This window comes from Spirillospora sp. NPDC047279, assembly GCF_040643285.1.
Classification (GTDB): domain Bacteria; phylum Actinomycetota; class Actinomycetes; order Streptosporangiales; family Streptosporangiaceae; genus Spirillospora.
Genome location: NZ_JBEYUA010000005.1, coordinates 99,155 through 122,315, shown reverse-complemented (window position 1 = coordinate 122,315; position 23,161 = coordinate 99,155). Strand labels below are relative to the sequence as shown.

Annotated in this window: 23 protein-coding genes and 3 tRNA genes; 14 read left to right on the top strand and 12 right to left on the bottom strand. The window is 69.1% G+C overall.

All coding sequences use genetic code 11. The features are described from left to right. The first annotated feature begins 100 nt into the window (after nucleotides 1-100). From ABZ810_RS14210 to ABZ810_RS14185, 6 genes are all read left to right on the top strand, one after another. Nucleotides 101-802 carry an SRPBCC family protein gene (locus tag ABZ810_RS14210; RefSeq protein WP_358403041.1) on the top strand — a complete coding sequence of 234 codons (702 nt, stop codon included), beginning with the start codon at nucleotides 101-103 and terminating at the stop codon, nucleotides 800-802. A gap of 297 nt (nucleotides 803-1,099) precedes the next feature. Further along, nucleotides 1,100-2,464: an MBL fold metallo-hydrolase gene (locus ABZ810_RS14205; RefSeq protein ID WP_358403039.1), complete on the top strand. Its 1,365-nt coding sequence runs from the start codon at nucleotides 1,100-1,102 to the stop codon at nucleotides 2,462-2,464. Between the two features lie 86 nt (nucleotides 2,465-2,550). Further along, nucleotides 2,551-3,129 (top strand): rhodanese-like domain-containing protein, encoded by a 579-nt coding sequence (locus ABZ810_RS14200; RefSeq protein ID WP_358403037.1) that lies wholly within the window; start codon nucleotides 2,551-2,553, stop codon nucleotides 3,127-3,129. After that, nucleotides 3,126-4,130, top strand: coding sequence for a sulfite exporter TauE/SafE family protein (locus tag ABZ810_RS14195; protein ID WP_358403036.1), 1,005 nt, complete (start codon nucleotides 3,126-3,128; stop codon nucleotides 4,128-4,130). Before ABZ810_RS14200 ends, ABZ810_RS14195 begins: the two co-directional genes overlap by 4 nt. Nucleotides 4,131-4,132: 2 nt before the next feature. Next, nucleotides 4,133-4,801: a response regulator transcription factor gene (locus ABZ810_RS14190; protein ID WP_358403035.1), complete on the top strand. Its 669-nt coding sequence runs from the start codon at nucleotides 4,133-4,135 to the stop codon at nucleotides 4,799-4,801. A gap of 372 nt (nucleotides 4,802-5,173) precedes the next feature. Beyond that, the gene (locus ABZ810_RS14185) at nucleotides 5,174-5,446 is read left to right on the top strand and encodes a metal-sensitive transcriptional regulator (protein ID WP_358403033.1); all 273 of its coding nucleotides are present in this window, start codon (nucleotides 5,174-5,176) and stop codon (nucleotides 5,444-5,446) included. A 158-nt stretch (nucleotides 5,447-5,604) separates the two neighbouring features. Here the strand turns inward: ABZ810_RS14185 and ABZ810_RS14180 are convergent, their stop codons facing one another. Then, nucleotides 5,605-6,972 carry a HAMP domain-containing sensor histidine kinase gene (locus tag ABZ810_RS14180; RefSeq protein ID WP_358403031.1) on the bottom strand — a complete coding sequence of 456 codons (1,368 nt, stop codon included), beginning with the start codon at nucleotides 6,970-6,972 and terminating at the stop codon, nucleotides 5,605-5,607. Nucleotides 6,973-7,130: 158 nt separating this feature from the next. Between ABZ810_RS14180 and ABZ810_RS14175 the strand changes: the two genes are divergently transcribed. Continuing rightward, entirely contained in the window at nucleotides 7,131-7,802 is a 672-nt protein-coding gene (locus tag ABZ810_RS14175) for a DUF2202 domain-containing protein (protein WP_358403029.1), read from the top strand. 135 nt (nucleotides 7,803-7,937) lie between these two features. Here the strand turns inward: ABZ810_RS14175 and ABZ810_RS14170 are convergent, their stop codons facing one another. The 5 genes from ABZ810_RS14170 to ABZ810_RS14150 form a co-directional block, all read right to left on the bottom strand. Next, complete coding sequence (locus ABZ810_RS14170) at nucleotides 7,938-9,143, bottom strand: FAD-dependent oxidoreductase (protein ID WP_358403027.1); 1,206 nt, start codon at nucleotides 9,141-9,143, stop codon at nucleotides 7,938-7,940. A 119-nt stretch (nucleotides 9,144-9,262) separates the two neighbouring features. Then, nucleotides 9,263-9,736 carry a universal stress protein gene (locus ABZ810_RS14165; protein ID WP_358403025.1) on the bottom strand — a complete coding sequence of 158 codons (474 nt, stop codon included), beginning with the start codon at nucleotides 9,734-9,736 and terminating at the stop codon, nucleotides 9,263-9,265. Between the two features lie 51 nt (nucleotides 9,737-9,787). Then, on the bottom strand, nucleotides 9,788-10,657 hold the full coding sequence (locus ABZ810_RS14160; protein WP_358403023.1) for a universal stress protein: 870 nt from the start codon (nucleotides 10,655-10,657) through the stop codon (nucleotides 9,788-9,790). A gap of 6 nt (nucleotides 10,658-10,663) precedes the next feature. Then, nucleotides 10,664-10,894: a hypothetical protein gene (locus tag ABZ810_RS14155; protein WP_358403021.1), complete on the bottom strand. Its 231-nt coding sequence runs from the start codon at nucleotides 10,892-10,894 to the stop codon at nucleotides 10,664-10,666. A gap of 296 nt (nucleotides 10,895-11,190) precedes the next feature. Continuing rightward, nucleotides 11,191-11,394, bottom strand: coding sequence for an Hsp20/alpha crystallin family protein (locus ABZ810_RS14150; protein WP_358403647.1), 204 nt, complete (start codon nucleotides 11,392-11,394; stop codon nucleotides 11,191-11,193). A gap of 215 nt (nucleotides 11,395-11,609) precedes the next feature. Between ABZ810_RS14150 and ABZ810_RS14145 the strand changes: the two genes are divergently transcribed. The 3 genes from ABZ810_RS14145 (at nucleotide 11,610) to ABZ810_RS14135 (ending at nucleotide 12,535) form a co-directional block, all read left to right on the top strand. Then, on the top strand, nucleotides 11,610-12,053 hold the full coding sequence (locus ABZ810_RS14145; protein WP_358403664.1) for a hypothetical protein: 444 nt from the start codon (nucleotides 11,610-11,612) through the stop codon (nucleotides 12,051-12,053). Then, nucleotides 11,972-12,151 (top strand): FtsX-like permease family protein, encoded by a 180-nt coding sequence (locus ABZ810_RS14140; protein ID WP_358403645.1) that lies wholly within the window; start codon nucleotides 11,972-11,974, stop codon nucleotides 12,149-12,151. Before ABZ810_RS14145 ends, ABZ810_RS14140 begins: the two co-directional genes overlap by 82 nt. Before the next feature lie 153 nt (nucleotides 12,152-12,304). Continuing rightward, nucleotides 12,305-12,535 (top strand): hypothetical protein, encoded by a 231-nt coding sequence (locus ABZ810_RS14135; RefSeq protein ID WP_358403019.1) that lies wholly within the window; start codon nucleotides 12,305-12,307, stop codon nucleotides 12,533-12,535. Between the two features lie 16 nt (nucleotides 12,536-12,551). Here the strand turns inward: ABZ810_RS14135 and ABZ810_RS14130 are convergent, their stop codons facing one another. The 3 genes from ABZ810_RS14130 to ABZ810_RS14120 all read right to left on the bottom strand — a co-directional run bounded on the left by ABZ810_RS14130 (nucleotide 12,552) and on the right by ABZ810_RS14120 (nucleotide 17,125). Then, a complete protein-coding gene (locus ABZ810_RS14130) occupies nucleotides 12,552-13,244 on the bottom strand; it encodes a hypothetical protein (protein WP_358403018.1) in 693 nt (230 codons plus the stop codon). A gap of 60 nt (nucleotides 13,245-13,304) precedes the next feature. After that, the gene (locus ABZ810_RS14125) at nucleotides 13,305-14,543 is read right to left on the bottom strand and encodes a hypothetical protein (protein WP_358403016.1); all 1,239 of its coding nucleotides are present in this window, start codon (nucleotides 14,541-14,543) and stop codon (nucleotides 13,305-13,307) included. Nucleotides 14,544-14,944: 401 nt separating this feature from the next. After that, nucleotides 14,945-17,125, bottom strand: a complete 2,181-nt coding sequence (locus ABZ810_RS14120; RefSeq protein WP_358403643.1) for a protein kinase — start codon at nucleotides 17,123-17,125, stop codon at nucleotides 14,945-14,947. Between the two features lie 86 nt (nucleotides 17,126-17,211). On the opposite strand from ABZ810_RS14120, the gene ABZ810_RS14115 reads away from it, so the two are divergent. The 4 genes from ABZ810_RS14115 (at nucleotide 17,212) to ABZ810_RS14100 (ending at nucleotide 22,782) form a co-directional block, all read left to right on the top strand. Then, nucleotides 17,212-19,206, top strand: a complete 1,995-nt coding sequence (locus ABZ810_RS14115; RefSeq protein WP_358403014.1) for a protein kinase — start codon at nucleotides 17,212-17,214, stop codon at nucleotides 19,204-19,206. A gap of 643 nt (nucleotides 19,207-19,849) precedes the next feature. Further along, nucleotides 19,850-20,887, top strand: coding sequence for a pentapeptide repeat-containing protein (locus ABZ810_RS14110; RefSeq protein ID WP_358403012.1), 1,038 nt, complete (start codon nucleotides 19,850-19,852; stop codon nucleotides 20,885-20,887). Nucleotides 20,888-21,551: 664 nt separating this feature from the next. Then, nucleotides 21,552-21,995: a DUF6653 family protein gene (locus ABZ810_RS14105; RefSeq protein ID WP_358403010.1), complete on the top strand. Its 444-nt coding sequence runs from the start codon at nucleotides 21,552-21,554 to the stop codon at nucleotides 21,993-21,995. 385 nt (nucleotides 21,996-22,380) lie between these two features. After that, nucleotides 22,381-22,782, top strand: coding sequence for a hypothetical protein (locus ABZ810_RS14100; protein ID WP_358403008.1), 402 nt, complete (start codon nucleotides 22,381-22,383; stop codon nucleotides 22,780-22,782). A gap of 107 nt (nucleotides 22,783-22,889) precedes the next feature. On the opposite strand, the gene ABZ810_RS14095 is transcribed toward ABZ810_RS14100, so the two are convergent. From ABZ810_RS14095 to ABZ810_RS14085, 3 genes are all read right to left on the bottom strand, one after another. Beyond that, a tRNA-Val gene (locus ABZ810_RS14095) sits at nucleotides 22,890-22,964 on the bottom strand. A 13-nt stretch (nucleotides 22,965-22,977) separates the two neighbouring features. Then, nucleotides 22,978-23,048: transfer RNA gene (locus tag ABZ810_RS14090), tRNA-Cys, on the bottom strand. A 31-nt stretch (nucleotides 23,049-23,079) separates the two neighbouring features. Continuing rightward, a tRNA-Gly gene (locus ABZ810_RS14085) sits at nucleotides 23,080-23,151 on the bottom strand. Nucleotides 23,152-23,161: the final 10 nt, after the last annotated feature.

The following is a 23,161-nucleotide window of genomic DNA, read 5'->3' as shown; positions in this document are numbered from 1 at the left end:
TCGCACCTTCGGCCCGCCTGATGGACCTTCGCCCCTGGGAGCAGCCCGCCGGTGCTGATGTCCTGGCTGTTCAGGCTCCATCGATCGAGGAGGACCGACCATGATCGGTTATCGAGCGATCGTGCCCGCTCTCGCCGCCGGTGGGTACGTGGTGCTGGTGCGGCCCCGACTGCTGCGCTGGGGTGCGACGGACGAGGAGGCGGCCCGGGTGTACCCGGGGGACGACCTCGTCTCCGAGGCCACGGCACAGAGCACCATGGCCGTGACGCTGCCCGCTCCGCCTGAGCGGGTGTGGCCCTGGCTGGTGCAGATGGGACACGATCGCGCCGGCTGGTACAGCTGGGACCGGCTCGACAACGCCGGCCGGCCCAGCGCCGAGCGGATCGTGCCCGGCTGGCAGGACGTCAAGGTCGGCGATCGCATGATCACCATGCCGAACGGCCAGTCGTGGTTCACCGTCGGGATGCTCGACGAGCCGCGCACCCTGATCCTGCGGGCCGACCTCGAGATCCCCGGCGGCAAGCCCTTCGACCCCAGGAAGACCTACCCGTACGCCTACACCGAGGGCATCTGGGCCTTCCACCTGGAGCCGCTGCCCGAGGGCCGGACGCGGCTCGTGGTGCGGACCCGGGGGAGAGGCAAACCCCGCGTCCTCGACCGCGTCGTCGCGGTCCTCGCCGGCGAGCCCGCGCACTTCATCATGCAGCTCCGCCAGTTCCAGAACCTGCGGCGCCGCCTGGAGACCGACACCGATCCTGACCGGCGGGCACACCTCGCGACGACGTCCGAGACCACCGACTGAACGCCCGAGAGGGAGGGCTTGCACGTCGGAGACCGTCAGGGGCACCGGACCGCCGATCCGGTGCCCCTGACGGGGCGTAGGCGGGTTTCCGACCCTGTGGGCCCCTGACGCTCTCGAACCCTGGCGCCGCGCGGTGACCGCAGCGGCCTTCAGCATACCCCGGGGGGTATTTGCCCCAAAGGTCCTCTGTCGGATACCGTGCTTGTCAGATACCCCCGGGGGTATCTCAGGAGCCGCACGAGTACGCGGCGGGGACCGCGTGAGCGCGATGGCCGGCCAGGCGAGAGAGGGAGAACAATGATCGAGATCGTTCCGATCGACACTCCGTCGCTGGGGGACCGCAGCTACTTCGTGACCGATGGCGAGGTCGCGTTCGTGGTCGATCCGCAGCGTGACATCGACCGGGTGCTGGTCCTGGCCGTCGAGCGTGGCGTGACCGTTGTGGACGTGTTCGAGACGCACGTGCACAACGACTATGTGACCGGGGGGTTGGCGCTGGCGCGGGCCACCGGGGCCGCCTATCACCTCAACGCGGACGACCAGGTGGCGTTCGAGTACGAGCCCGTGCGCGACGGCGACGTGATCGAGGTGGGCGCCTGGATGCGGGTGCGGGTGCTGGCCACGCCGGGGCACACCTTCACGCACCTGGCGTACGTCCTGGAGGCGCCCGGCCGTGCGCCGGCGGTGTTCAGCGGCGGATCGCTGCTGTACGGGTCGACCGGGCGGCCCGACCTGCTCGGCCCCGCGCACACGCAGGCGCTGGTGTCCGCGCAGTACGGGTCGGCGCACCGGCTGGCCCGCGAACTGCCCGACGACGCCCAGGTGTTTCCCACGCACGGGTTCGGCAGCTTCTGCTCGGCCACCCAGTCGGACTCCGATGCCTCGACGATCGGGCGGGAGAAGCGCGGCAATCCCGTCCTGACCCTGGACGAGGAGGCATACGTGGAGGCGCTGCTGACCGGGCTGGACGCCTACCCCGCCTACTACGCGCACATGGCACCGGCCAACAGCGCCGGGCCCGGAAGTCCCGACCTGTCCGCGCCGCGTCACGCGGACGCCACCGAGTTGCGGCGGCGGATCAAGGCCGGCGAGTGGGTGGTGGACCTGCGCTCGAGGACGGCGTTCGCGGCCGGGCACCTGGCCGGCACGCTCAACTTCGGGTTGGACGGTTCCTTCGCCACCTACCTGGGCTGGCTGATTCCGTGGGGCACGCCGCTGACCCTGCTCGGCGACACGGCCGAGGACGTGGCGACGGCGCAGCGGGAACTGGTGCGCATCGGCATCGACCGGCCCGCCGCGTCCGCAACCGGCGGCCCGCGGCGGTGGGCCGGCGGGGAGAAGCTCGCGGGCTTCCCTGTCGCGTCCTTCGCGGAGCTGGCCGCGGTGCGGCACCACCGGCCGGTCACGGTGCTGGACGTCCGCCGCGCCTTGGAGTGGGAGGAGTCCCACATCGACGGCGCCGTCCACGTTCCGCTGCACGACCTGCCCAGCCGCCTGGACGAGGTGCCCGACGGCGAGGTCTGGGTGCACTGCGCGGCCGGGTACCGCGCCTCGATCGCCGCCTCGCTGCTGACCGCGGCCGGACGCCGCGTCGTGGCCGTCGACGACGACTACGACTCCACCGCCCGCACCGGCCTGCCGCTCGTCGCGGCGGCCGTGTGATCCGGACGCACCTGATGATCACCACCCCTGGGCCCGGCGCCCGCCGGGCCCAGGGACGAACCGATTCCTTCCTGAGGTGAAACCAGATGAGCCCCCTTCCCGCCACCCTCCAGGCTGCGGAGCTGCGCGAGCGCCTCGCCGACCCGGGCGCGCCGCGGATGCTGGACGTGCGCACTCCCGCCGAGTTCGCCGCCGTGCACATCCCCGGCTCCTACAACGTCCCGCTCGACACCCTCCGCGAACACCGCACCGAACTGGGCGCCCACCTGGACGAGGTGGTCCTGGTCTGCCGCACCGGCAACCGCGCCGCCCAGGCGGAACGTGCCCTCGCCGAGTCCGGGATGACCAACCTGCACATCCTGTCCGGCGGCATCGCCGCCTGGGAGGCCGCGGGCGCCCCGCTCAACCACGGCCGCTCCCGCTGGGATCTGGAACGCCAGGTCCGCCTGGCCGCCGGGACACTCGTGCTGATCGGCGTGATCGGCGGCCTGGTCGTCCCCGGGATGGTGTGGCTCGCGGCCGCGGTCGGAGCCGGGCTGGCCGTCGCCGCACTCACCGACACCTGCCTGATGGGCACCCTGCTGGCCAAGCTGCCCTTCAACCGCGCACCGGCCTGCGACGTCGCCGACATCGTCACGCTGCTGCGGGACCGGCGGCCGACATGACGCTCGCGCTGACCCTGGCCGGCGCGCTCGCCGTGGGCGTGTCGCTCGGCCTGCTCGGCGGCGGAGGCTCGATCCTCACCGTCCCGCTCCTGGTCTACGTCGCCGGCGTCGAGACCAAGCAGGCCATCGCCATGTCGCTGTTCGTCGTCGGTGCCACCGCGTTCGCCGGACTCCTGCCGCACGCACGTGCCGGACGTGTCCGCTGGCGTACGGGCCTGCTGTTCGGTGCGGCCGGCATGACCGGCGCCTACGTCGGCGGACGCCTTGCCGCCTTCATCCCGGCGGGAGTCCTGCTGGGGGCCTTCGCGGTCATGATGGCGGTGACCGCGGTCGCGATGTTGCGCCGCCGCCCGGCGGCGTCCGGGAGCCAGGCCGGTCGGCCGGCGGCACGTCCGGTGCCCCGGATCCTCGCAGAGGGCGTCACGGTCGGGCTGGTCACCGGCCTGGTCGGCGCGGGCGGCGGGTTCCTGGTGGTCCCGGCGCTGGTGCTGCTCGGCGGGCTGCCCATGCCCGTCGCCGTCGGGACCTCGCTGCTGGTCATCGGGATGAAGTCGTTCGCGGGCCTGGCCGGCTACCTGCACACCGCCCAGCTGGACTGGCCGCTCACCCTCGCGGTGACCGGCGCGGCCGTCCTCGGAGGCGTCGCCGGATCCCGGCTCGCCGGACGGGTGAACCCGGACCGCCTCCGCCAGGCGTTCGGCTGGTTCGTCCTGCTCATGGCCGCGTTCGTCCTGGCCGGGCAGGCTCCCGCGGCGGCGCGCCACGCGGTCTTCGGCACCCCGGCCGGCTGGACTGCGCTCGCCGCCGTCTCCGTGGCCGCCGCCATCGGGGTCTCTGTGATGCTTGCCGCCCGCCGGCGGAGGCCACGGAGAGGTGACCGCACGCGTGTCCTCGAGCCGGACTGCGAAGAGGGCGCAACGTCCCGCCCGTCTCAGGCCGTTCGCCTCTCCAAGAACAGCGCGGCCGAACATAGACAGGGAGCATGGCCGAGAGCGTGCTAGTCGTGGAGGACGAGAGGGAGATCCGCGACCTCCTGCGCCGCTACCTCGAGCGCGCCGGGTTCGCGGTGACCACGACCGGGTCCGGCGCGGAGGCGATCCGGCTCGTGTCCGAACGTTCCGTCCGGCTGGTGGTGCTCGACCTCGGCCTGCCCGACGTCGATGGCCTGGAGGTGCTGCGCGCCGCCCGCACCGACGGTCAGGTCCCGGTCGTCGTGCTGACCGCCCGCAGCGCGGTCGAGGACCGCATCCGGGGCCTGGAGTCGGGCGCCGACGACTACGTGACCAAGCCGTTCAGCCCGACCGAGGTGGTGCTGAGGGTCCAGGCGGTGCTGAACCGTGCGGGCCCGGCAGCGGACCCCTCCGCCGGTAGCTATGGCGGCGGCCGGCTGCGGCTGGACGAGGAACGGCACGAGGCCGCCCTGGACGGCGCGGCGCTCGACCTCACCCCGACCGAATGGGGGCTGCTCACCGCCCTGGCCGCCGTCCCCGGACGGGTGTACTCGCGATACGAACTGGTCAACCGCGTCCGCGGCTACGAGTTCGCCGGCTACGAGCGGACGATCGACTCCCACGTCAAGAACCTGCGTCACAAGCTCGGCCCGGCCGGCCCGGAGATCGTGGAGACCGTCCTCGGGGTCGGCTACCGGCTCAGACTCCCGCGCGACGCGTGAGCGCGTCCGCCGCATACCCGATCAGGAACTTCTCCCGCAGGGTGGCCCGCACACCGATCTCGGTGAGGACGCCGAAATCTCGAAATAGACGGGGCCGGGCACTTGTTCCCATACCCATAGGGGTATCAGCTTGCGGACGGAGAGGGTCATGGCGACGATCGAACTGACGCGCGAGAACTTCAACGCCTTCGGCATCTCCTCGATCCCCACCCTCATGATCATCCGTGAGAATGTGGTGCTCTACGCTCAGGCCGGCGCGTTGCGCGAGCAGGAGCTGGAGAAGCTGATCGAGAGTGCTCGCGCGGTGGACCCTGGACGACGTGCGCCGCCACGCCGCGGGGACCAATCGCAGCGCCTGAGAAGGGGAGCGGGATGGAGCTGGACAAGGACGCGCTCGCCGACGTGGTGGTGCGGCTGCGGCGGGCCCAGGGGCAGATAGGTGGCATCCTCAAGATGATCGAGGAGGGGCGCGACTGCGCTGACGTGATCACTCAGCTGGCCGCCGTCTCGCGGGCCCTCGACCGCGCGGGATTCAAGATTATTGCTACCGGTCTGGAGCAGTGCGTCAGACCGGAGAACGCCGGCACCGAACAGGCCGCGGTGGACAGGGCTCAGCTGGAGAAACTGTTCCTCGCCCTGGCCTGAGACCTGCCGATGGTCTCATCGGAGCGGGAACGGCGAGGACCTGCCGGCCCAGGGCAGCCCGTCGAAGAGCGGCAGCAGCTGAACGGTGGCGGGTCGTGGGACGCCATGTCCCAGCCTTCGGTCCCGGTGAGATCCATGTGTTCTCCTGGCGACCACGGTCACACGGCGGGCAGACGGATGGTGAACGTCGCGCCGTTCTCGTCCGGCGATGATGAGGTGATCGTGCCGCCATGGGCGATGATCAGCTCGCGAACGACGGCCAGGCCGATGCCCGAGCCGCTCACCCGGCGGCCGGCCGTTCCCCGCCACAGGCGTTCGAAGAGGTGGGCGCGTTCGGCGGCGGGGATTCCCGGGCCCGTGTCGGCCACCTCGATGACGGCGTCGCCTTCCTCAGCACGCACGCAAACCGTCACCGAGTCGCCGGGACGGCAGTAGCTGGCGACGTTGGACAGCAGGTTGCCCAGGGCTTGGTGAAGCCGATCCGCGTCGGCGTGAACCACGATCCCGTCGTCGATTTCGGTGTGGACGGCGATGTCGGCCGCGTCGAGCCGGGCGCGGTGCGCGGCGACGGCCCCGCGTGCCACCGTGCCGGTGTCGACGTCGGCCAGGCGGAGCGACAGGGCGGCCGATTCGGCCGCGGACAGCTCGGCGAGGTCGCCGATGATCCGGCCGAGCCGGAGGGTCTGGTCGTGCAGTGCCGCCAGGCGCGCCGGTTCGGGCTCGGCGAGCCCGTCCCGAAGTTCTTCGAGGCCGGCCTGCAGGCCGGCCAGCGGCGTGCGCAGCTCGTGGGCGACGTCTGCGGCCAGCCGCCGCCGGCCGAGGTCGGCGCGGTTCAGCTCGTCGGCCATGCGGTCGAAGGCGATGACGAGTTCGCCCAGCTCGCCCGGCGCGTTCACCCGGGCGCGCGCGGAGGGGTCTCCGGCGGCCAGCGACCGCGCGGCGGTCGCGAGGCGCACCAGAGGCCGGGTCAGCCTGCCGGTCACATACCAGCTCATGGCCGCCGCGGCAGCGATCGCCGCGGCGGCGGCCAGCAGGATCCATGACCATGCGACGCCTCGCCCGGGAGAGGCCGCCGGAGACCCGAACGCCAGCTGGACCGATCCGGCGGCCTTCCCGTCAGAGGAGATGGTCGCGGTCACCATGCCATGGCCGGCGTGCATGCCGGGGCCCTGGACGCCCGGCCGTTCCGGCCCTTGACTTGGCCGCGTGCCCGCGGGGGACACGACGAGGTTCCCGTCCGCGTCCCACACGAACAGATTGGCGCCCGCGCCCGCCGAGATCGTACGCGCCTGCCGCAGGTCCGCTCCCGGCCACCCGCCCGCGGCCGCGTGAGCCGCGGTCACCGCCGCGGTCACCCGCTCGGTCACCCTCTGACGTTCGGATTGGCGCGCGGCCTGCAGCCCTCGGTCCGTGCCGATCAGCGCCGCCGCCGTCAGGACGGTGACCGAGGCCAACGCCACCAGGAGGAACGCGGCGAACAGCCGCCGGCCCAGCGTCCCGGTGCCGTTCCGCCGTATTCCTGCCATAGCTCATGGATACGTCCTGGCGGACGCCGTCGGTCAGGGACCAACGGCGGTGACCGAAGCTCCATACGTCCTCCACACGCCCCACATCGCCCCTGCAAAGCACCGCGGCATCGTGAAGGTGACAACGAAAGGGACTGAGGAGAGAAAGGAGAACGGTCATGAAGCGCATCAGCAGGACGGCCATCGCGCTCACCGCCGGTGGGGCGCTGGCGCTCGGCGGGGTCGCCGCCGCGGTTCCGGTGCTGGCGGGTGCCGGACCGGGCGAGCCCGGCGGCCCGCCTGCGGCCGGCCAGACCGTCGATCCTCGTCGACCCGGTGTCGGCCATGGGATGGGACAGGGACTCCAGCGCGGGCCCGGCGACGGGACCTGCCTGAATCCGCCGGCTTCCAGCGGCACCGTGACCGCCGCGCAGAAGACCACTCTGGCCCAGGTCGCGGAGGAGGAGAAGCTCGCGAACGACCTCTACACGGCGTTCGCCGCCCGCTACGACGCGCGGGTCTTCGACCAGATCGCCAGGGCCGAGACCCACCACCTGTACGCGGTCCGCACCCTGCTCGACCGGTACGGGGTCACCGACCCCACCGAGGGCAAGAGCGCCGGTCAGTTCGCCTCGGCGAACGTCAAGGCCGAGTACGACCGGTTGCTGGCCCAGGGATCGGCGAACGAGAAGGCCGCGCTCCAGGTCGGCGTGACGGCCGAGAAGGCACAGATCGCCGCACTCCAGAAGTCGGCCCAAGATGTCAAAGCCGCGGACGTCGAGCACGTCTACGAGCGGCTGATCGCCACCTCCCAGCGGCATCTGGCCGCGTTCCAGGCTTGGGCGAACTGAACACCGCATCCCCACATCGCCGCCCGCCAGCTCCAAGGACGGGCGGCGAACTCGTGGCCCTCCGTGTCACGGGCGGCCTTTGAGCCTGGAGTACCGGACAGCATGCAGACGTGCACCGGATGACAGGCCGCCGGTTCAGGGCAGGCGGACGTAGCCGTGGCGGGACTTCCAGAGGTAGTACTTCTCGAAGGCGAGTTTGGCGGCGTGCGCCTGCGGGCCGGGGATGAGGATGCCTGCCTTGCGAGGTGGGAGCATGTGGTCGGCGAGGATCATGACGCCGTTGTTGCCGGCGTCCATGACGCAGATCGCGGGAATGTCACCGAAGGTCTTGTGCGAGGTCTGTTCCTTGCCCTGGATTCGGGCGGCGATGTTGTCGGCGGCGACATGGGCCTGGACCTCGGTGGGGAAGCCGGTCTTGGGGACGCCGACGGGGATCGGCGTGGTCCAGGGGACGGTGACGGCCGCCGCCACCCCCACAGCGTAGATGTCGGGGAAGGCGGCGGACTGGTAGGTGTCGCGCACGGGCACGAAGCCCTTGGCGTCCGCGAGCCCGGGCGTGGTCGCGATCACTTCTTGGCCGAGGAACGGCGGAATGATCATTGCGTACGCGAAGTCGAGCTTGTCGCCGTCCTCAAGGAGGAGCCTGCCGGGTTGTGCCTCGGCCATGGCGGCCGAGGTGACGGTTCGGATGCCCTCCTTCTTGCAGAACATGCGCAGCAGACGTTCGCCGCCGGGGAGCCCGCCGATCCCGAAGTGCCCTAGGAACGGCTCGGGCGTTACGTACGCGAGGGGTACGCGTCCCTTGAGCCCTGCCTTCTTCACCTGGTAGGCGGTGTTGAAGAGGAACTCGTAGGCCGCGCCGAAGCAGCCGGCGCCCTGCGTCGCGCCGATCACGACGGGGCCGGGGTCGTCGAGCAGCCGGCGCCAGCCCTGTGCGGCCTGGGCCGCGTCGTCCAGCGTCGTGATGGTGTAGGTGCCGTTCTTCGATTCGAATCCAGGCAGGATGGCGGTGTCGTTACGGTAGCCGGTGGCGACCACGAGGTAGTCGTAGTCGTACGCGCCTACCGTGGTGGTGACGTGCTGGGCGACGGGGTCGATCAGGGTGGCCGCCGCGTGGACGAATTCGACGTCGTGCTGGTCGAACGTCGGCGCGAGCGGGAAGGTGATGTCGTTCTCGGCGCGGGCGCCGAACGGCAGCCAGATGAGCGAAGGGTTGAAGAGGAACCGGTCGGAGGCGGAGACGACGGTGACGTCGACGTCCCCGTGCAGTGCGTGCTTGACACTCAGCGCGGCGGTGAGGCCGCCGAAGTTGCCGCCCAGCACCAAGACCTTCTTGCGCATCGAGGTCACCTGCTTCTCTTGTTGATTCCGGTTCCACCATCTCGCTGTGCCGATCACCAGGGGCACCCCCGACGGTCCCCGGCGGCAGGGACCTTCGGGCCGGGCGGAGTGCCGCCCGGCTATGGCTGCTCGGTCGGCATGGGGACCGGATCGGCCGGCGTGGCGAGGCGGGTGGCGTGATCAGCGCAAATGATCACTTCGCAGGGGGCGTGCTGCAGCACGGCGGGCACCGTGTCACCGCCGAGGAGGTTGCCGTGCTCGGAGTGAACCCGGGCACCGATGACCAGCAGCTCCGCATGCTGGGCGACCTTGGTGAGCACGGCGGCCGGTTCGCCGTACATGACGCGCAGCCGCGTGGTGATCTGTCGTGGCCTCGGGACGATACGGGCCGCCAGCGCACGGAGCCGCCCCCACTCCCTGGCCGACCGCGCCAGCCGGTCGGCATGGCCGGGGCCTGTGCTCAGGACCCTGACGACGTCCAGCCGTGCGTGCCGCCTCGCGGCCTCCTGCGAGGCTCGTCGCAGGGCGGCGATGGAGTTCGATGAGCCGTCGACACCGACGACCACACGCCTCGGCTCTGGAATGACCTGCATGGCGGTCTCCCCTCCTCCATCTCAACCTCCCGCGATACGAGCGGGATGGGTTCATCGGTCCAGGCGTTCCTTCTCCGGGCGCACCACTGCGACAGGGCAATGGGTGTGATGGATGGCGGCGTGGCTGACCGAACCCAGGTGGGGCCCGGCGTGGGTCCGGTATCCCACGACGACGAGGTCGGCGTGCGACGAGACGCCGATCAGCTCGTCGGCGGGGTGCCCGCGGACGACGTCCTCGATGACCTTCACATTCGGGTGACGCGCCCGCCAGGGGGTGATCGCGGCGGACAGGTGATCGCGGAAGGCCGTGTCGGCTCCTTCGAGATCGGCGGCCGACTGCGAGCCCAGCGGCGCGGGTCGCCAGGCGTGCAGGACGCGGAGACGGGCGTGTCGCCGGTCGGCGGCGGCGAAGGCGTGGTCGAGTACGGGCTCGGGCGGGTCGGTGAGGTCGAGTCCCGCCACCACTTCGCCTGCGACCGGGTCACCGGTTCCACGGACGATGACCACCGCTCCGGGCAGGTGGCCCGCCAGGCGCAGGCCCGTCGAGCCGAGCAGCAGGCCGGTGAAACCGCCGAGTCCGCGGTGCCCGACCACCACCTCGAAGGCACCTGCGCTGTGTGCACGCAATCCCGCGTGGACGGTGGTGTCGTGGACCAGGCTCATCTCGACGACGAGCCCCGGTCGTTCGCGTAGGGCCTGGTCGCGCGCCTCACGAAGGATCTGCAATCCTCGCTCGGCCAGAGTTTCCCGGATACCGGAGATGATGCTCGCGGGGCCGTCATAGATGCGGCGTTCGACCACGTGTACGACGTCCAGGGGGCGCCCGGCGATGGCGGCTTCCTCCGCGGCCCAGCTGACGGCGCGCTCGGCCGCTGGAGAGCCGTCGGTGCCGACGATGATCGGTTCGGCGTTCTCGGTCATGATCCCTCAACCTGTTCTGCGGCTCGGCGGAACGGTGATCAGGAGCTCGTGCGCCCTGCGCGCACTCGCGGACGCCTCCTGGGATCCGGGCTCGTCGAAAGGGGTGCCGGCCAGGCCGGCGGTGAGAATCCGGACGGCTTCGGTCAGCGAGGCCACCTGGGTTTCCAGCGTGTGGATCCGTTCTTCGAGTTCGGGTACGGAAGGCGCTCCGTATCCAAAGGCGATCTGCCTGGTCATGACGGCTCCTCAGCGGGGGTCGAGATGGGGGACATGAGTGACCGAGGTCGTGCGGGGGAGTGGCGGACCAGATTTCTGGCTGGCCGAGCCCAGGACCGGTCCGCGGAAACGGACTATGGCGGTCGGCCGGTCCATGGGGATCACCTCGTCTCATGGAGGGCCTGCACCTATCAGCCAAGCCACCGGGGCTTGCCCGTCACAGGGCCGAAGGTCCCGCGCATCTGGGCCTTTCACCTCCAGCTCGTCGAGAGGAGACGGCATGGAAGTCAGGAACCGCCACGCGCGCTCGCGCGTCGCTACTTCTGGACGGCGATCCGCTTGGGCTCCTGCTCGACCGCTTCGGGCATCGTGATCCTCACGGTGAGAATGCCCTTCCCATAGCCCGCCTTGATGGCGTCGGCGTCCACCCCTGCGGGCAGCATCAGGGAGCGGGTGAAGGAGCCATAGCGGAATTCCGAACGGCGCCCTTCCTTCTTCTCCTCATGACGTTCCGCGTGGATGCGCAGGACGTCACCGCTGACGGTGATCTCGATGTCCTTGTCGGGGTCCAGCCCGGGGCAGTTCGGCGCAGATCACGTAGTCGCCGTCCTCGCAAATCAATGCGATCGGTCTACCTGAAGAGATGGCCGCGACGCCCCCTGCCCTGGACGAGAGGCTTCCTTCGCTCCCGGATGACGCAGCGGCTTGGCGGCTCGTTCTGCGGGACCCGTCCTATGTGCTGATCGACGTGTTCTACGGCGCGACGGGCGGCCCCCAGGGCAAGCCGCCCAAGGCCGGAGCGACGATGGTCATCACCGATCCGCAGACCGGCCGGAAGATCTCCCGCACGGTCGCCGGCGTCCTCACCGATGGCATCGTCTTCTACGGCGCCGGCGGCGTCGACCCCCGCCGCTTCCCAGTCCTCATGAGCCGCCAGGCGACGACCGACCTCTTCGGCGCCCAGGCCCGCCCTTCGAGTCTGCTGATCCGCCTGACTCCCGGCACCGACCCCGCTCAGACCGCCTCCCGCCTCCAGGGGCGGTTCCTCACTCAAGGCCTGGTGTCATGGTGCGCGCCGTCCGAGAACGCCGCCGCACCATCGCCGTACTGCGCGCGCTGGGCTTCCAAGCCCGGACGGTACGCAGGTCGTTCTACGCCGAGAGTGCCTTCGTGGTGGTAGAAGGCGTGGTCACCGGCGCGATCCTCGGAGTCCTGACCACCTGGCTGCTCTACCAGAACAGCCCGAGCTTCGGCTCACTCAACGCCGCCGCTTCATGATCCTGGCAGACCTCGCCTGGGCCCACCTCGACACCGGCCGCTGGGCCTGGCCCCAGACCTGCGCCGACTCGCCACCAATAGCCTCGAAAACCTTAGACGGTGGCGGCGTCGGGATGTCACGTGGCGGGGTGAGGTACGCGCCAGAATGGCGTCATGAGCGATCTGGTCGACGACGCCGAGCCGCAGGGCGTCCAGCACAATACCTGGACGCCGCTCCTCGGTACCGATGTCGAAATTCTCGTCGACGGTATCGACGGGCGTGTGAGGGTTGAATCTGAGACGTTTCGCGAGGACGACGGAGTCGTTCTGGTCCAATTCAGCTTCACGATCGAGCCCGGTGTGAGGATCGCTCTGCGTGCGCCGGTGGCCGGGTCCGCTCCATGATCTCCACGTCGTGGTCCTACATGGCCACGATGATGACCGCCAGGAGGAGGAGCACCACGGCGGTCAGGAAGACGATGGTCGGCGTGACCGGAGGCCCGGACGGATGGGCGGCCCTCGGGTGATCCTGGGGAGTTGTGATCTCGGTGGGGACTGGTGGCTCGGCGATCCCGGGCGCTGGTTCTTCGGGTTGTGAAGAGAGGCCGAGCGGTTGCAGGTCCAGCGCTGGAACGGTGACCTTCTGGCCGTGGGAGAGGGGTATCGGGGCTGAGGCACGGGTCGGCATCGTGGGGTCGTCGGCTAGCCAGAATTCCCGGTAGGCGTCCTTCACCATGTTGTGCATGAGTTCAAGGGTCGTTGCGTCGATGGTGGTGCGGGCCGGTTCCCGGAAGATGACGCCTTCGGTCAGGATGATCGGTCGGGAACCTTCGTCCAGCAGAGCCTCGTCCGGTCGCTGCGCCCGTTCGTCGACGATTGCCCGGTCGGCCTGCACGCTGTGGAAGAAGGCGATGAAGTCACCGGCCCTGGAGTTGAGCACCTCCCGGCGAGCGAGGGCATCGCCCAGTGTCGCGTCGGTGGCGCTGGCCTCCATCAGCAGTCCGGTCAGCCGGCCGTTCACCAGGAACGGAGGCGCGAGCACGACCCGGAAGCCGACGGTGCGTCCCCTGGCCACCAGGAACGGCCAGCCGACAGGGGGCGGCGCGTCATCCATCGTGGGCTTCCCTAACCGGCTCGCGGTACGTGTTCTCTGACGTTAGCGAGGCCGGGCCCATCAGGACAGGAGCGAGTCGGGGTAGTCCCGATCGAATGTCTTGAGCCGTTCGGTGAAATGGTGCATGACGTAGAAAAGTCCGGACTCGTAGCTCTTGACCCGGCTCAGCTCTGTGGCCCTCAACCGGCGGTATCGACGGCGCGTCCTGCGGGCTGCTCGTCTGCCCGCCCTGTTCAGGGCCTGCCCTACCGGAACACCGATCATGACTGCGACCATCGCGGCCACTCGCACGCCGCCGGCGGTGCCGAGCAGTCCGCCGGCTCCCAGGCCGACGTTGGGTGCGGGCGCCGGTGGAGGGGGCGCCATCTTGACCGCCGATCCGTCCTTGAGCAGGGAGTCGGCCGCTTCACCGGAGCTCTTGATCCGGGTCGCCGGGTCGCCGGGCTCACTCCCGTCGGTGCTGGACTGCTTCTGCCTCGTCGCCGGCTGGGCAAGGGCGAGTCCCACCAGATCAGGGATGACGGCGACCAGGGGAACCGGGACGTTGCACGGCTCTGGGGCTCGGTCGACGTTCTTCTTGATGTTGCCGTCACCGTCCAGGTAGGCGAAGTCGCCCATCGAGCTGACAGGGATCAGCCGCACGGTACCGACAGTCCGCCCGAGCAGGCCCTGGCGCGCGGTGCGCGTCTGGACCATCTCACGTAGCCAGGGGGCGTCCTGTGATTCGAAGAGCCTGCTGCGCACCTCGGCAAGCGTGTACGTGTGCCGCAGCAGGTCCCACTTGCTGATCACGAAGTGGATGGGACCCGCGAAGGCGCGCATGTGCTCGGCGACCGGCCGAATCCGCGTGTAGAAGTAGACGTGGGGGGAGATGTCACCTGCCAGGTATTCCAGCAGGCGCCGTCCATCGATGATGCCGAGGAGCACGTTCGCCTTTTCGATCTGGTCCTGCAGGTCCTGATCCAGCGACGAGCCTTCGCTCGGTTCGGTCAGCCACTCACCGGCGTAGTCGACGTAGCTGAAGTCGAGAAGTCTGATGGCGCCGCCGCGCCTGGATGCCACGCTGCAGGTGAACTTCGACTCGTGCATCTTCGCGTTGGCGCGGGTCGCCGCGGGCCAGGAATTCGTTCGGGGATCGGCGGCGGCGTCGTAGATCCGGGTGAGTCGTTTCCTCTCGTCAAGCGGCACCGTGAGCACGACACCCGGGGCGAGGCTGTTGATGAGCTCGTGGTGCAGCGTCGACAGGTAGACGCTCTTGCCTGCGTTCGGCAGACCAAGGGCGACGATGCGGAACTCCATAGAGACCTCCGAGGGGCGCTCGTGATCACAACTGCGCTTCACGTCGTTCTGGCAACGAGCATGAAGAGCCGTGATGGAGCGACAGGGGATTGAGGCTGGTCATGTTCAACTCAAGGGGCCGGGTGTGCCGCTGATAACGAGCCGAGCTTGCAGTTGCGAGATCAGCCACGCGGTGTCACCCCACTTCAACGACACGTCATGGTGGCTTTGACTCACCGAAGCCCACTCCGGTCCAGACGCCGTTAATTAAGGCCACAGACGGTAGTCATTACATGCCGTCCGTGTGACCTGCCGCCTGTGGAGCGCCGTTTGCCGGGGCTGCCGTCACGCTTGCCATGGCATCGGGTCGGCCGATGAGATGCATTGGCCAGCATCGTCGGCTGTATGTCGAACCCGGTTCGCTACAAGCGCCAGAGTTTCAGGCCTTGCCGGGCGGCTTGGGTGGTGGGGTGGGCGGGACCGAGCGCGTCTTCCAGCTCGGGCAGGAGCTGCTCGGCCGTCGCGGCCGCCTCCGCAAGGTCGCCTGCTTGCGCCTGCCAGTAGGCGACGCAGACACGGATGCTCAGGGACGCCGGGTGGTCGGCGCCGACGGACTCCTCGAAGTACGGGAGCAGGTCGCGCAAGCTGGTGAGCGCGGCCTCCGGGTCTCCCTCGTGGCACTGCTCGCGGGCCACGGCGAACCCGTCGGTGAAGGCGTTGGGGCCGAGTGCGAGCACTTCGCCGGCCAGATGTTCCTCGACCATTGACGGCCGGGGCCGGGCACGCTCAGTCCCCGGTGGTGGGCGTCGGGGTGCGATGGTGAGTGACCAGAGCAGCCCGCCGCGGCCTGAGCACGTCGAGGCAAGAATGGCGCCGTCCGGGCTGAAGGTGATCGATGTGACGTCACCTGTGTGGCCGGTGAGGGAGACGAGCTGATCTGCGGAGGCGGTGTCCCAGAGGCGGATGATGCCGTCCCGGCCGCCGCTTGCGAGCAGCCGGCCGTCGGGACTGAAGTCCACCGCCAGGACAGCGCCCTCATGGCCGTCCAGGTCGACGGGGAAGCGGTCGGGGCTCATCGGCCACACGCGCAGCCGGCCTTCGGAACCGCCGCTGGCGAGCTCGGAGCCGTGGGGGCCGAACGCCACGGCATGGAGCGGTCTGAGCGGGGCGCCGAGCGAGTGAGGATACTGGCTGACGCCTCCGTAGTGGAGACGTGGGGAGTACATGCCTCCGCCCGCCTTGTTCAAATGCCAAGACCAGACGCTGGAGCTGTAGTCGCTGGTCGTGGCCAGACGCCGCGTGCCGGGCCGGAAGGCCATGGACCGGACGGAGATGTCCTGAACCCTGAGACGGAGCGAGCGGCCGGTGACCGGATGCCAGAACCGGATCCCCCCTCTGCTTCCGGTGAGCAGACACTGGCCGTCGGGGGTGAACGCCACGGAATTGATCTCGTTCCGCCGCGGGTCCCCGCGGTGGCGGACGGGCCGGCGGATCCACCGGATCAGCGAGGCGTGGCCCAGCTTGGCGACGGCCTGTCTGGTCGCCGGATCCCACAGCCGTGCGGTGCGGTCGCGGCTTCCGCTGGCCAGCCGGGTGCCGTCAGGGCTGAAGGCGAGCGAGTCGACCGGTCCGGTGTGGCCGGGTAGATCGGCGACGCACACCGCGGTGACCGGGTCCCACAAACGGATCAGGCCGGTCCGGTCACCGGTCGCCAGAAGGGTGCCGTCCGGGCTGAAGGCCACCGCCGAGGCCAGGCCGTCGAGGGGGGTCCGGATGGTCGCCGCCACCGTGATCGGAAGGCATTCCCGGAGCCGCCTGGTCACATCGGTCGGGCGGTCGTCGGGCTTCTTTCCGAGCATGTCGAGCAGCAAACGGTCCAGTGATTCCGGGATCTCGGAACGCAGCGAGCGGCAATTCGGCGGGTGCGCGCTCAGATGCATGGCTATCACCGTGACGGGGTTCGCACCAGGGAAGGGAACCCGCCCGGTGAGCAATTCGAAGAGGGTGCAAGCGAGCGAGTAGAAATCGGCCCGCCCGTCGACCTGACCGCCGTCGAGCTGTTCGGGCGCCATGTAGGCGAGTGTTCCGACCTCGGTGTTGCTGGACGACAACCCGGCGGTGGCGTCCTCGAGGTGGGCGACGCCGAAGTCGCAGATCTTGATCTCACCGGTGGGCAGGACCATCACGTTGGAGGGCTTCACGTCGCGGTGGACGATCCCGGCGGCGTGCGCCGCGGCCAGCCCGTCGGCGATCCGGGCGCCGAGATCGATGACCACCTCGACGGGCAAGCCGTCCGGCCGGCGGGCCAGGACTTCGTTCAGGTCCTCGCCATCGATCAGCTCCAGGACCAGGAACGGGCGCTCGTCGTGGTCGCCGCTGTCGAGCATCGCGGCGATCGCAGGATGGGAGACCTGGGAGGTGGCCTCGATCTCCCGGCGGAACCGGGCCTTGGCCCGTTCGAGGTCGGGGCCCGGAAGCCAGGTCGACCGGAGGATCTTCACCGCGACGGCCCGTCCCTCGTCCGCATCGATCGCTCGCCATACCTCGCCCATGCCTCCGCGTCCGAGACGTTTCTCCAGCCGGTAGCGGCCCGCGAGCTCCATGCCTCGATTCTGCGGTAACGCGCGAGGGCTCGCCGGGATAATGAAGGTGGCTGGGTCCGCAGCACGGGGAACGAGAGCGGGTGCGGATGCGGGTTCTGGGAGGCCGGTACGAGCTCGTCGAACTGCTGGGGCACGGCGCGATGGGCACGGTCCACAAAGCACGGGACAGGGACCTGCGCCGGATGGTGGCCGTGAAGCTCATGCGGACCGAGCTCGTCGACAGCCCCAAGGTCAGAGCCAGGTTCCGGCGCGAGGCGCATGCGGCCGCCGCCCTGACACATCCGCACATCGCGGTGGTCCACGACCTGGGCGAGGACGACAGCGCGGACTCTGTCGTCCCGTACCTGGTGCTGGAGCTGATCGCCGGGCAGACGCTCGCGGAACTGATCGGAGAACGCGGGGCAATGCCGCCGGACGAGGCGGGGGAGATCATCCTGTCGGTGCTGGACGCGCTGGACCACAGTCACCGGCATCGGGTGGTGCATCGTGATCTCAAACCGTCCAACATCATGATCGACCGGTCGGGGATGCGGCCGCGGGTGAAGGTCCTGGACTTCGGCATCGCCAAGGTGTTGTCGGAGAGCATCACCAAGCTGACCCGCAGCGGCCAGGTGATCGGGACGCTGCGATACATGCCTCCCGAGCAGGCCGCGGGCGGTCAGGTCGATGAGCGGTCCGATCTGTACGCGCTCGGGTGCGTGCTCTACGAGTTGCTCACGGGACAGCCGCCGTTCACCGGGACGACCAAGGGGGAGCTCCTCCACCAGCATGCGCAGATCCAGCCACGGCCTCCCTCGGGCCTCACCTCCGGTCTGCCGGACGGCTGGGACCGGCTCACGTTGCGCGCGCTGGCCAAGGATCCGGCGGACCGGTTCGGGTCGGCGGCCGAGATGCACGCCCAGGTGCAGGCCCTGGTCGAACCGTCGCCGCCCGCCCAGCCGCCACCCCTCTCGTCGCCCGCGCCCGTACCGCCTCCGACTGGCCAGGATGAAGAGCTGCCGGACCAGCCGGCGGGGCCCGAGAGACCGAGGCGATCCGAGCGGCCACGAGCTCCGCGTACCGAACACCGTCGAGTGACCAGGCAACGCGAAGTGGCGCGACGGGCCGACAAGGCACAGGTCACCGGGACCGCTCGGCTGATCTGTATCTGGCTCGTGATCGTCGCGCTGGCTCCCGTGATCGGTGTGATCGCCTCCGGGGCGAAGCCGATCCAATTCTGGCCGGGGCCGTTCCGGCTCGGGTGGCTGGCGCTGATCATCCCGCAGTTGGTCGTGGTCGCATGGATCTGGCAGAGCGCTCCGGCCCACCGCCGTCCGCAGCGCCGCGTCTCGGTCTATCTGCTCGCGGCCGCCGCGCTCGCCACCCCCGTGGCCATGGTCTTCGGTGCCTCCCCGCGGAACGTGCTCGTGGTCGTCGTGCTCCACATCGGCGGAATCGCTGTTTGGGTGAGGAGTTCGCTCTGGTACTTCACCCTCACGCTCAAATACAAGTTCAGGCAGAGATTCACGGCCGTCGCCGTCCTCGTGGCTCTCCTCGCCGGTGTCACCGCCGCCGCCTTCCAGTTCATCCCGGCACACGACGCCGCATCCAAGCCGGTCAAGCCGCTTGGACTCAGGGACCCTTCCGGCAAGATCCGGGTCTCGGTTCCGGACGGCTGGCTGCAAGATCCAAAATCCACCTGGCGGCCCTCGGAGAACGGGATTCCCGACGACCGCGCCACATCCCGTGCGTTGCTGCGAGCCGGCGTCGACCCCACAAGGCTCAAGGATGTCGAGCATGCCAAACCGGGCCTGTTCATCGGACTCACCAACTCCGTGAAGGTGCCACCGGCCTGGCTCGGCGACCACTCGCGCAAGGACAACGGCCGCTGCACCAAGGGCAGGCCGCGCACCAGGACTCACCGCACCTTCACCGCCACGATCACACCATGGACGAAATGCCAGAGAGGCAGTCCGGTCATCATCGAAATCGGCTTGGTGCACTCCACCAGACGCTACGCCGCCTGGATTCGCATCAAACAGCCCAGCACCAGCGATCTCACCGATCAGATCCTCGACACCGTCGAAGTGTCACCGCCCTGAACCACGCGCGATGAGGCGCGGTCCTAGGGCGTGCCTCCTGCTGATCGCGTACATTCCGGACTGCCTGCCGGCACGGTTGAGCAGCCTCCTGCCTCGAATTCGCCGACATCGAGGCTTCTCCACTCAGATGAGCCTCCAGCCCCGAAGCCATCACCGCCTCTTCCGCGAAGATCGGGGAGCGGACCACGGTTCTCCGGAAAAGTTTGTCTACGTCGGGGACACTCAGTCGACGACCTCGAGCCTGCAGCCCAGGTCGGGCTACGCACCGCCGTCGTGAGACGTGGCCCTGACCTTTCCCCGGTCCGCGAACATCAGACTCCACGGAACCGGGGAAGATCACTTCCTCCGGCGGAGGAGGCGGTGTGGATCTGCCGGCAGTCGTTCGAGGGGATCCCGGCTACCGTCGGCATCTGGTGGACGAGCAGTCCGTCCTCAGCGAGACTCTCGTGCGGCTGGGACGACCGGACGAGGCTCAAAGCGCACGGGACGAGACGGGGCCGGTACTCGCATGAGGCGCCCGCATGGCCGGCTATTGATGGAGGTCGGAATGCTCGAACATCGCGATTGACCAGTGTCTTCCATGCATCGTCTCCTGCTGGCGGGCGTGGTTCGGGTGCAACGTTCGGCTGGTGGTAGGCGTCGGATGAATGTGAGTGAATCGACCGGGCCCGCCGGGTCCTCAGACGATGACGCCGATTCGCCGGCCCGGGCCGGTGTCGAAAGCCCGGGGGCGTCAGGAAGACGGCGCGTCCGGCTGGCCGAGCCCACACAGAAGGAGCTTGACGCGCTGCCGCTGGAAAAGCGCCTGGAACTGTTGGAGCAGCGGCGACAGAGCCGACACCAATGGTTTAACAGTGTCGGCATCCTGTTTGGAGTGTTGTTCACCGCCGCAGGCCTGATCGTGACGTCTTTGACCTGGCGCACTGGCCAGGAGGAGTTGCGTAACGCCCGCGAAGGGCTGGCGACCGCGCAGGAGGGCCAGGTCACCGACCGGTACACCAAGGCGGTCGAGCAGCTCAGCTCGTCCAGGCGGGATGTGCGGACCGCTGCGGTCTACGCGCTCGAACGCATCGCCACTGATTCCGACCGGGACCGCATCGCCATCCGCGACGTGCTGGCCGCCTTCGTCCGCGAAAACGACCCTGCCCGCACCGTCAGGAATGACGATCTTCCAAAAGAACCCGACAGTGACGTGCAAGCCGCCTTGACGGTCCTGGCTCGCCGCCCTGCGGAGCCTCAGAGGCCGGTGTCCCGGCCGGGTCCGTACAAGACGCGTACCGCCGAGGAGGCCCGCCGCGGCCTCCAGGAGAACCGGCCCGTTCCGGTTCTGGACTTGCACGGCGTTCGCGTTCCTGGAGCCCGGCTCCTCGGCGCCAACCTTGCCGGCGCGAACCTGGAGGGCGCTGGCCTCTCCGGCGCGTTCCTCGACCTCGCGATTCTGAAAGGCGCGAACCTGTCGGACGCGGACCTTTCCGGCGCCCAGCTTGTCGGGACGGACCTTTCGGGCACGGACCTTTCCGGCGCGAACCTCACCGGTGTCTTCGCCACCTTCACGACGCTGGCCCATGCGGAGTGGTCGGAAGAAACTGTGTGGCCGAAGGGGCTGGGCGGCAGGAAGGGGATGCTTGCCCGGTCGGAACCATTCGGTGAAGGCCGCTACCGAATCCGACAGCCTCCGTGACGAAGTCGCGGGCGACGATCAAACCGTGCTTCGACAGGCTGCAAGGCGGTCGTGCCGGTGGGCGGCGTTCGTTCCGGGGCCGATACCCGGCGATGGAGCCGGGGAGCTTCATCCTCCAGTGCTCCAGCGGCTCGACTCGCGCGGCATGGTCGCCGGCACGCTCCGGAGACCATGCCGCGCGAGCGCACCGATCAATGGGCCGAGCAGGACCGTCGCGGGATCCAGCATCGCGGTCCACGGCCTGACGATCGCCGCTGGCGGGGCCGGCTTCGGCTGGTCACCGATACCGAGCTGCTCCGCGTCGCCAAGTTCCTCGTGGGATGTGACGATCGCTACGGATCTCGAAGAAGGCCATGCCGCTGAACCTTGCTGCACCGGAGGTAGGGGCCTTCCCGGACCTGGATCTTGCGCGAGGACGCAGCCTCCAGCTGAGCACCTCGTAGGTACAGGTACCCCATGTCGGCGTTGTCGAATGTAAGCCCCCGGAGATGCGGACCTCGTCAAGGATCACACGTCCCTGCGCCATGGTGCGGCCTGATGAGACCTCGCTCTCGACCGTTAGAAGCCGCCTCTGAACGGTGATCTTGGGCTCAGTGGGCAGGGACTAGATGAGTGATTCCCAAACGTCGTCAGTTCGATCGAAACTGGCAGGAGCACACTGAAGATGAGGTCTAGAAGGTCGTTCGCCCGTGTTCGCAGCGCGATTTTCGCCAGGCATTCGAACCCTTGGAGCGCGTGGTCCCGCTGGGCGACGGCGCCCTTGCTCCTGGTTCCGGTGTGGACGCGAAGCTGGCCGCACGCGGCCGTCGTCGGCGCGTGGTTCGCGGTGAACCCGGTGATCTTCCCCGAACCTGCCGACCAACGGGCCTGGGCGACGAAAGCCGTGCTCGGGGAGGAGCTCTGGCTTCTCGAGCACCGCAGGGACGCGGGATTGGCCGTGGACGCCGCGGCCAGTGGTGCGTTGATGATCGCGCTGTTGGGGGCGTGGCGTCGCCGTCCGGTTCCCGCAGTTGTCGCGACCGGCGCGCAGATGCTGCTGTTGCTCGTGTACTGGGAGCTCATGGCCCGCTACTACGAAACGCACCGGGACGCCGAGACGGGCGAATGAAGCCGGTCTGCCGGATCTCCAATCTCCAGGCCGAGGGTGCAACCACCGAGGCATCGCCCGAGTAGCCAATCGCTGGCAGTTGAGTTCGCTGACTCGACCGTTGCCTCGGTGTTCTCGTTCTTCTCCACGATCATGAACGCGGCGGTGCGGTCGCGGAAGATCCCGGCGAACCCGTGCCATGGCGTTCGGGTGACCTCGGGTGAGGCGGAGATTGAACGGCAGGTGGCCACGCCGGTTCTCGCTGGTCGGAGCTGATCTCCCAGCGGCCGGGCAGATCGAGGAGGCGCCGCGGCCGAAGAGTCCGGCGGGCAGGCGGTGGATCCAGCTGCCGCCGTTCTTGGCGATCTTGTATGAGTGGCTACTGGATCACTGCTCGCATCGCCGGGTGTTCACCGGGGTGCGGGGTGGGGTGCTGCGGCTCAGCAACTTTGCCCGCAGGTTCTGGCGGCCGGCCTGGGACGGCGATCCGGACAACCCTGATCCGCGGGCGAGGGTGCCCGGGTTCACCTTCCACGAAGGCCGGCACACGCAGCGGACCTGGCTGGCCGACGATCACATTCCCGAGGTCGCGCGGGCGGCCCGGCTGGGGCACAAGCTGACGGGCGTGGCCGATGTCTACGAGCACGTCACACCCGAGATGCGGCGGGCGCTCCTGACGGCGCTGCAGGCGCGTTGGGAGGCCTCTGTCCAGGAGCTCACACCCCAGGAGCGTCGGCGTTTGATCGATGTCGTGCCAGCGGAGTTGGCCAAGGAGATTGCGGAGAGTGACGGGCTGGCGGGGGAGTGAGGGGGCCGCGGTAGCGCTCACCGATGGATGATCTCCAGTTTTTCTCCACTGGAACGGCGAAAGCCTCGTTCCCGGTGAGGGGACGAGGCTTTGACCTGGTGAGACTGTGGTGGGCGATACTGGGATTGAACCAGTGGCCTCTACCGTGTCAAGGTAGCGCTCTCCCACTGAGCTAATCGCCCGCGACTTGCGTCGAGGTGGAGACGGGATTTGAACCCGTGTACACGGCTTTGCAGGCCGTTGCCTCGCCTCTCGGCCACTCCACCGAGCGAGGCCTTGCGCTGCAATGCCTCTCAGAGCGGAAGACGGGATTCGAACCCGCGACCCTCACCTTGGCAAGGTGATGCTCTACCACTGAGCCACTTCCGCGTCGCGCCCG

Coding starts and splice junctions, on each gene's coding strand:
- ABZ810_RS14210 (WP_358403041.1), top strand. CDS start 101: ATGATCGGTTATCGAGCGATCGTGCCCGCTCTCGCCGCCGGTGGGTAC.
- ABZ810_RS14205 (WP_358403039.1), top strand. CDS start 1,100: ATGATCGAGATCGTTCCGATCGACACTCCGTCGCTGGGGGACCGCAGC.
- ABZ810_RS14200 (WP_358403037.1), top strand. CDS start 2,551: ATGAGCCCCCTTCCCGCCACCCTCCAGGCTGCGGAGCTGCGCGAGCGC.
- ABZ810_RS14195 (WP_358403036.1), top strand. CDS start 3,126: ATGACGCTCGCGCTGACCCTGGCCGGCGCGCTCGCCGTGGGCGTGTCG.
- ABZ810_RS14185 (WP_358403033.1), top strand. CDS start 5,174: ATGGAGCTGGACAAGGACGCGCTCGCCGACGTGGTGGTGCGGCTGCGG.
- ABZ810_RS14180 (WP_358403031.1), bottom strand. CDS start 6,972: ATGGCAGGAATACGGCGGAACGGCACCGGGACGCTGGGCCGGCGGCTG.
- ABZ810_RS14175 (WP_358403029.1), top strand. CDS start 7,131: ATGAAGCGCATCAGCAGGACGGCCATCGCGCTCACCGCCGGTGGGGCG.
- ABZ810_RS14170 (WP_358403027.1), bottom strand. CDS start 9,143: ATGCGCAAGAAGGTCTTGGTGCTGGGCGGCAACTTCGGCGGCCTCACC.
- ABZ810_RS14165 (WP_358403025.1), bottom strand. CDS start 9,736: ATGCAGGTCATTCCAGAGCCGAGGCGTGTGGTCGTCGGTGTCGACGGC.
- ABZ810_RS14160 (WP_358403023.1), bottom strand. CDS start 10,657: ATGACCGAGAACGCCGAACCGATCATCGTCGGCACCGACGGCTCTCCA.
- ABZ810_RS14155 (WP_358403021.1), bottom strand. CDS start 10,894: ATGACCAGGCAGATCGCCTTTGGATACGGAGCGCCTTCCGTACCCGAA.
- ABZ810_RS14135 (WP_358403019.1), top strand. CDS start 12,305: ATGAGCGATCTGGTCGACGACGCCGAGCCGCAGGGCGTCCAGCACAAT.
- ABZ810_RS14130 (WP_358403018.1), bottom strand. CDS start 13,244: ATGGATGACGCGCCGCCCCCTGTCGGCTGGCCGTTCCTGGTGGCCAGG.
- ABZ810_RS14125 (WP_358403016.1), bottom strand. CDS start 14,543: ATGGAGTTCCGCATCGTCGCCCTTGGTCTGCCGAACGCAGGCAAGAGC.
- ABZ810_RS14120 (WP_358403643.1), bottom strand. CDS start 17,125: ATGGAGCTCGCGGGCCGCTACCGGCTGGAGAAACGTCTCGGACGCGGA.
- ABZ810_RS14115 (WP_358403014.1), top strand. CDS start 17,212: ATGCGGGTTCTGGGAGGCCGGTACGAGCTCGTCGAACTGCTGGGGCAC.
- ABZ810_RS14110 (WP_358403012.1), top strand. CDS start 19,850: ATGAATGTGAGTGAATCGACCGGGCCCGCCGGGTCCTCAGACGATGAC.
- ABZ810_RS14105 (WP_358403010.1), top strand. CDS start 21,552: ATGAGGTCTAGAAGGTCGTTCGCCCGTGTTCGCAGCGCGATTTTCGCC.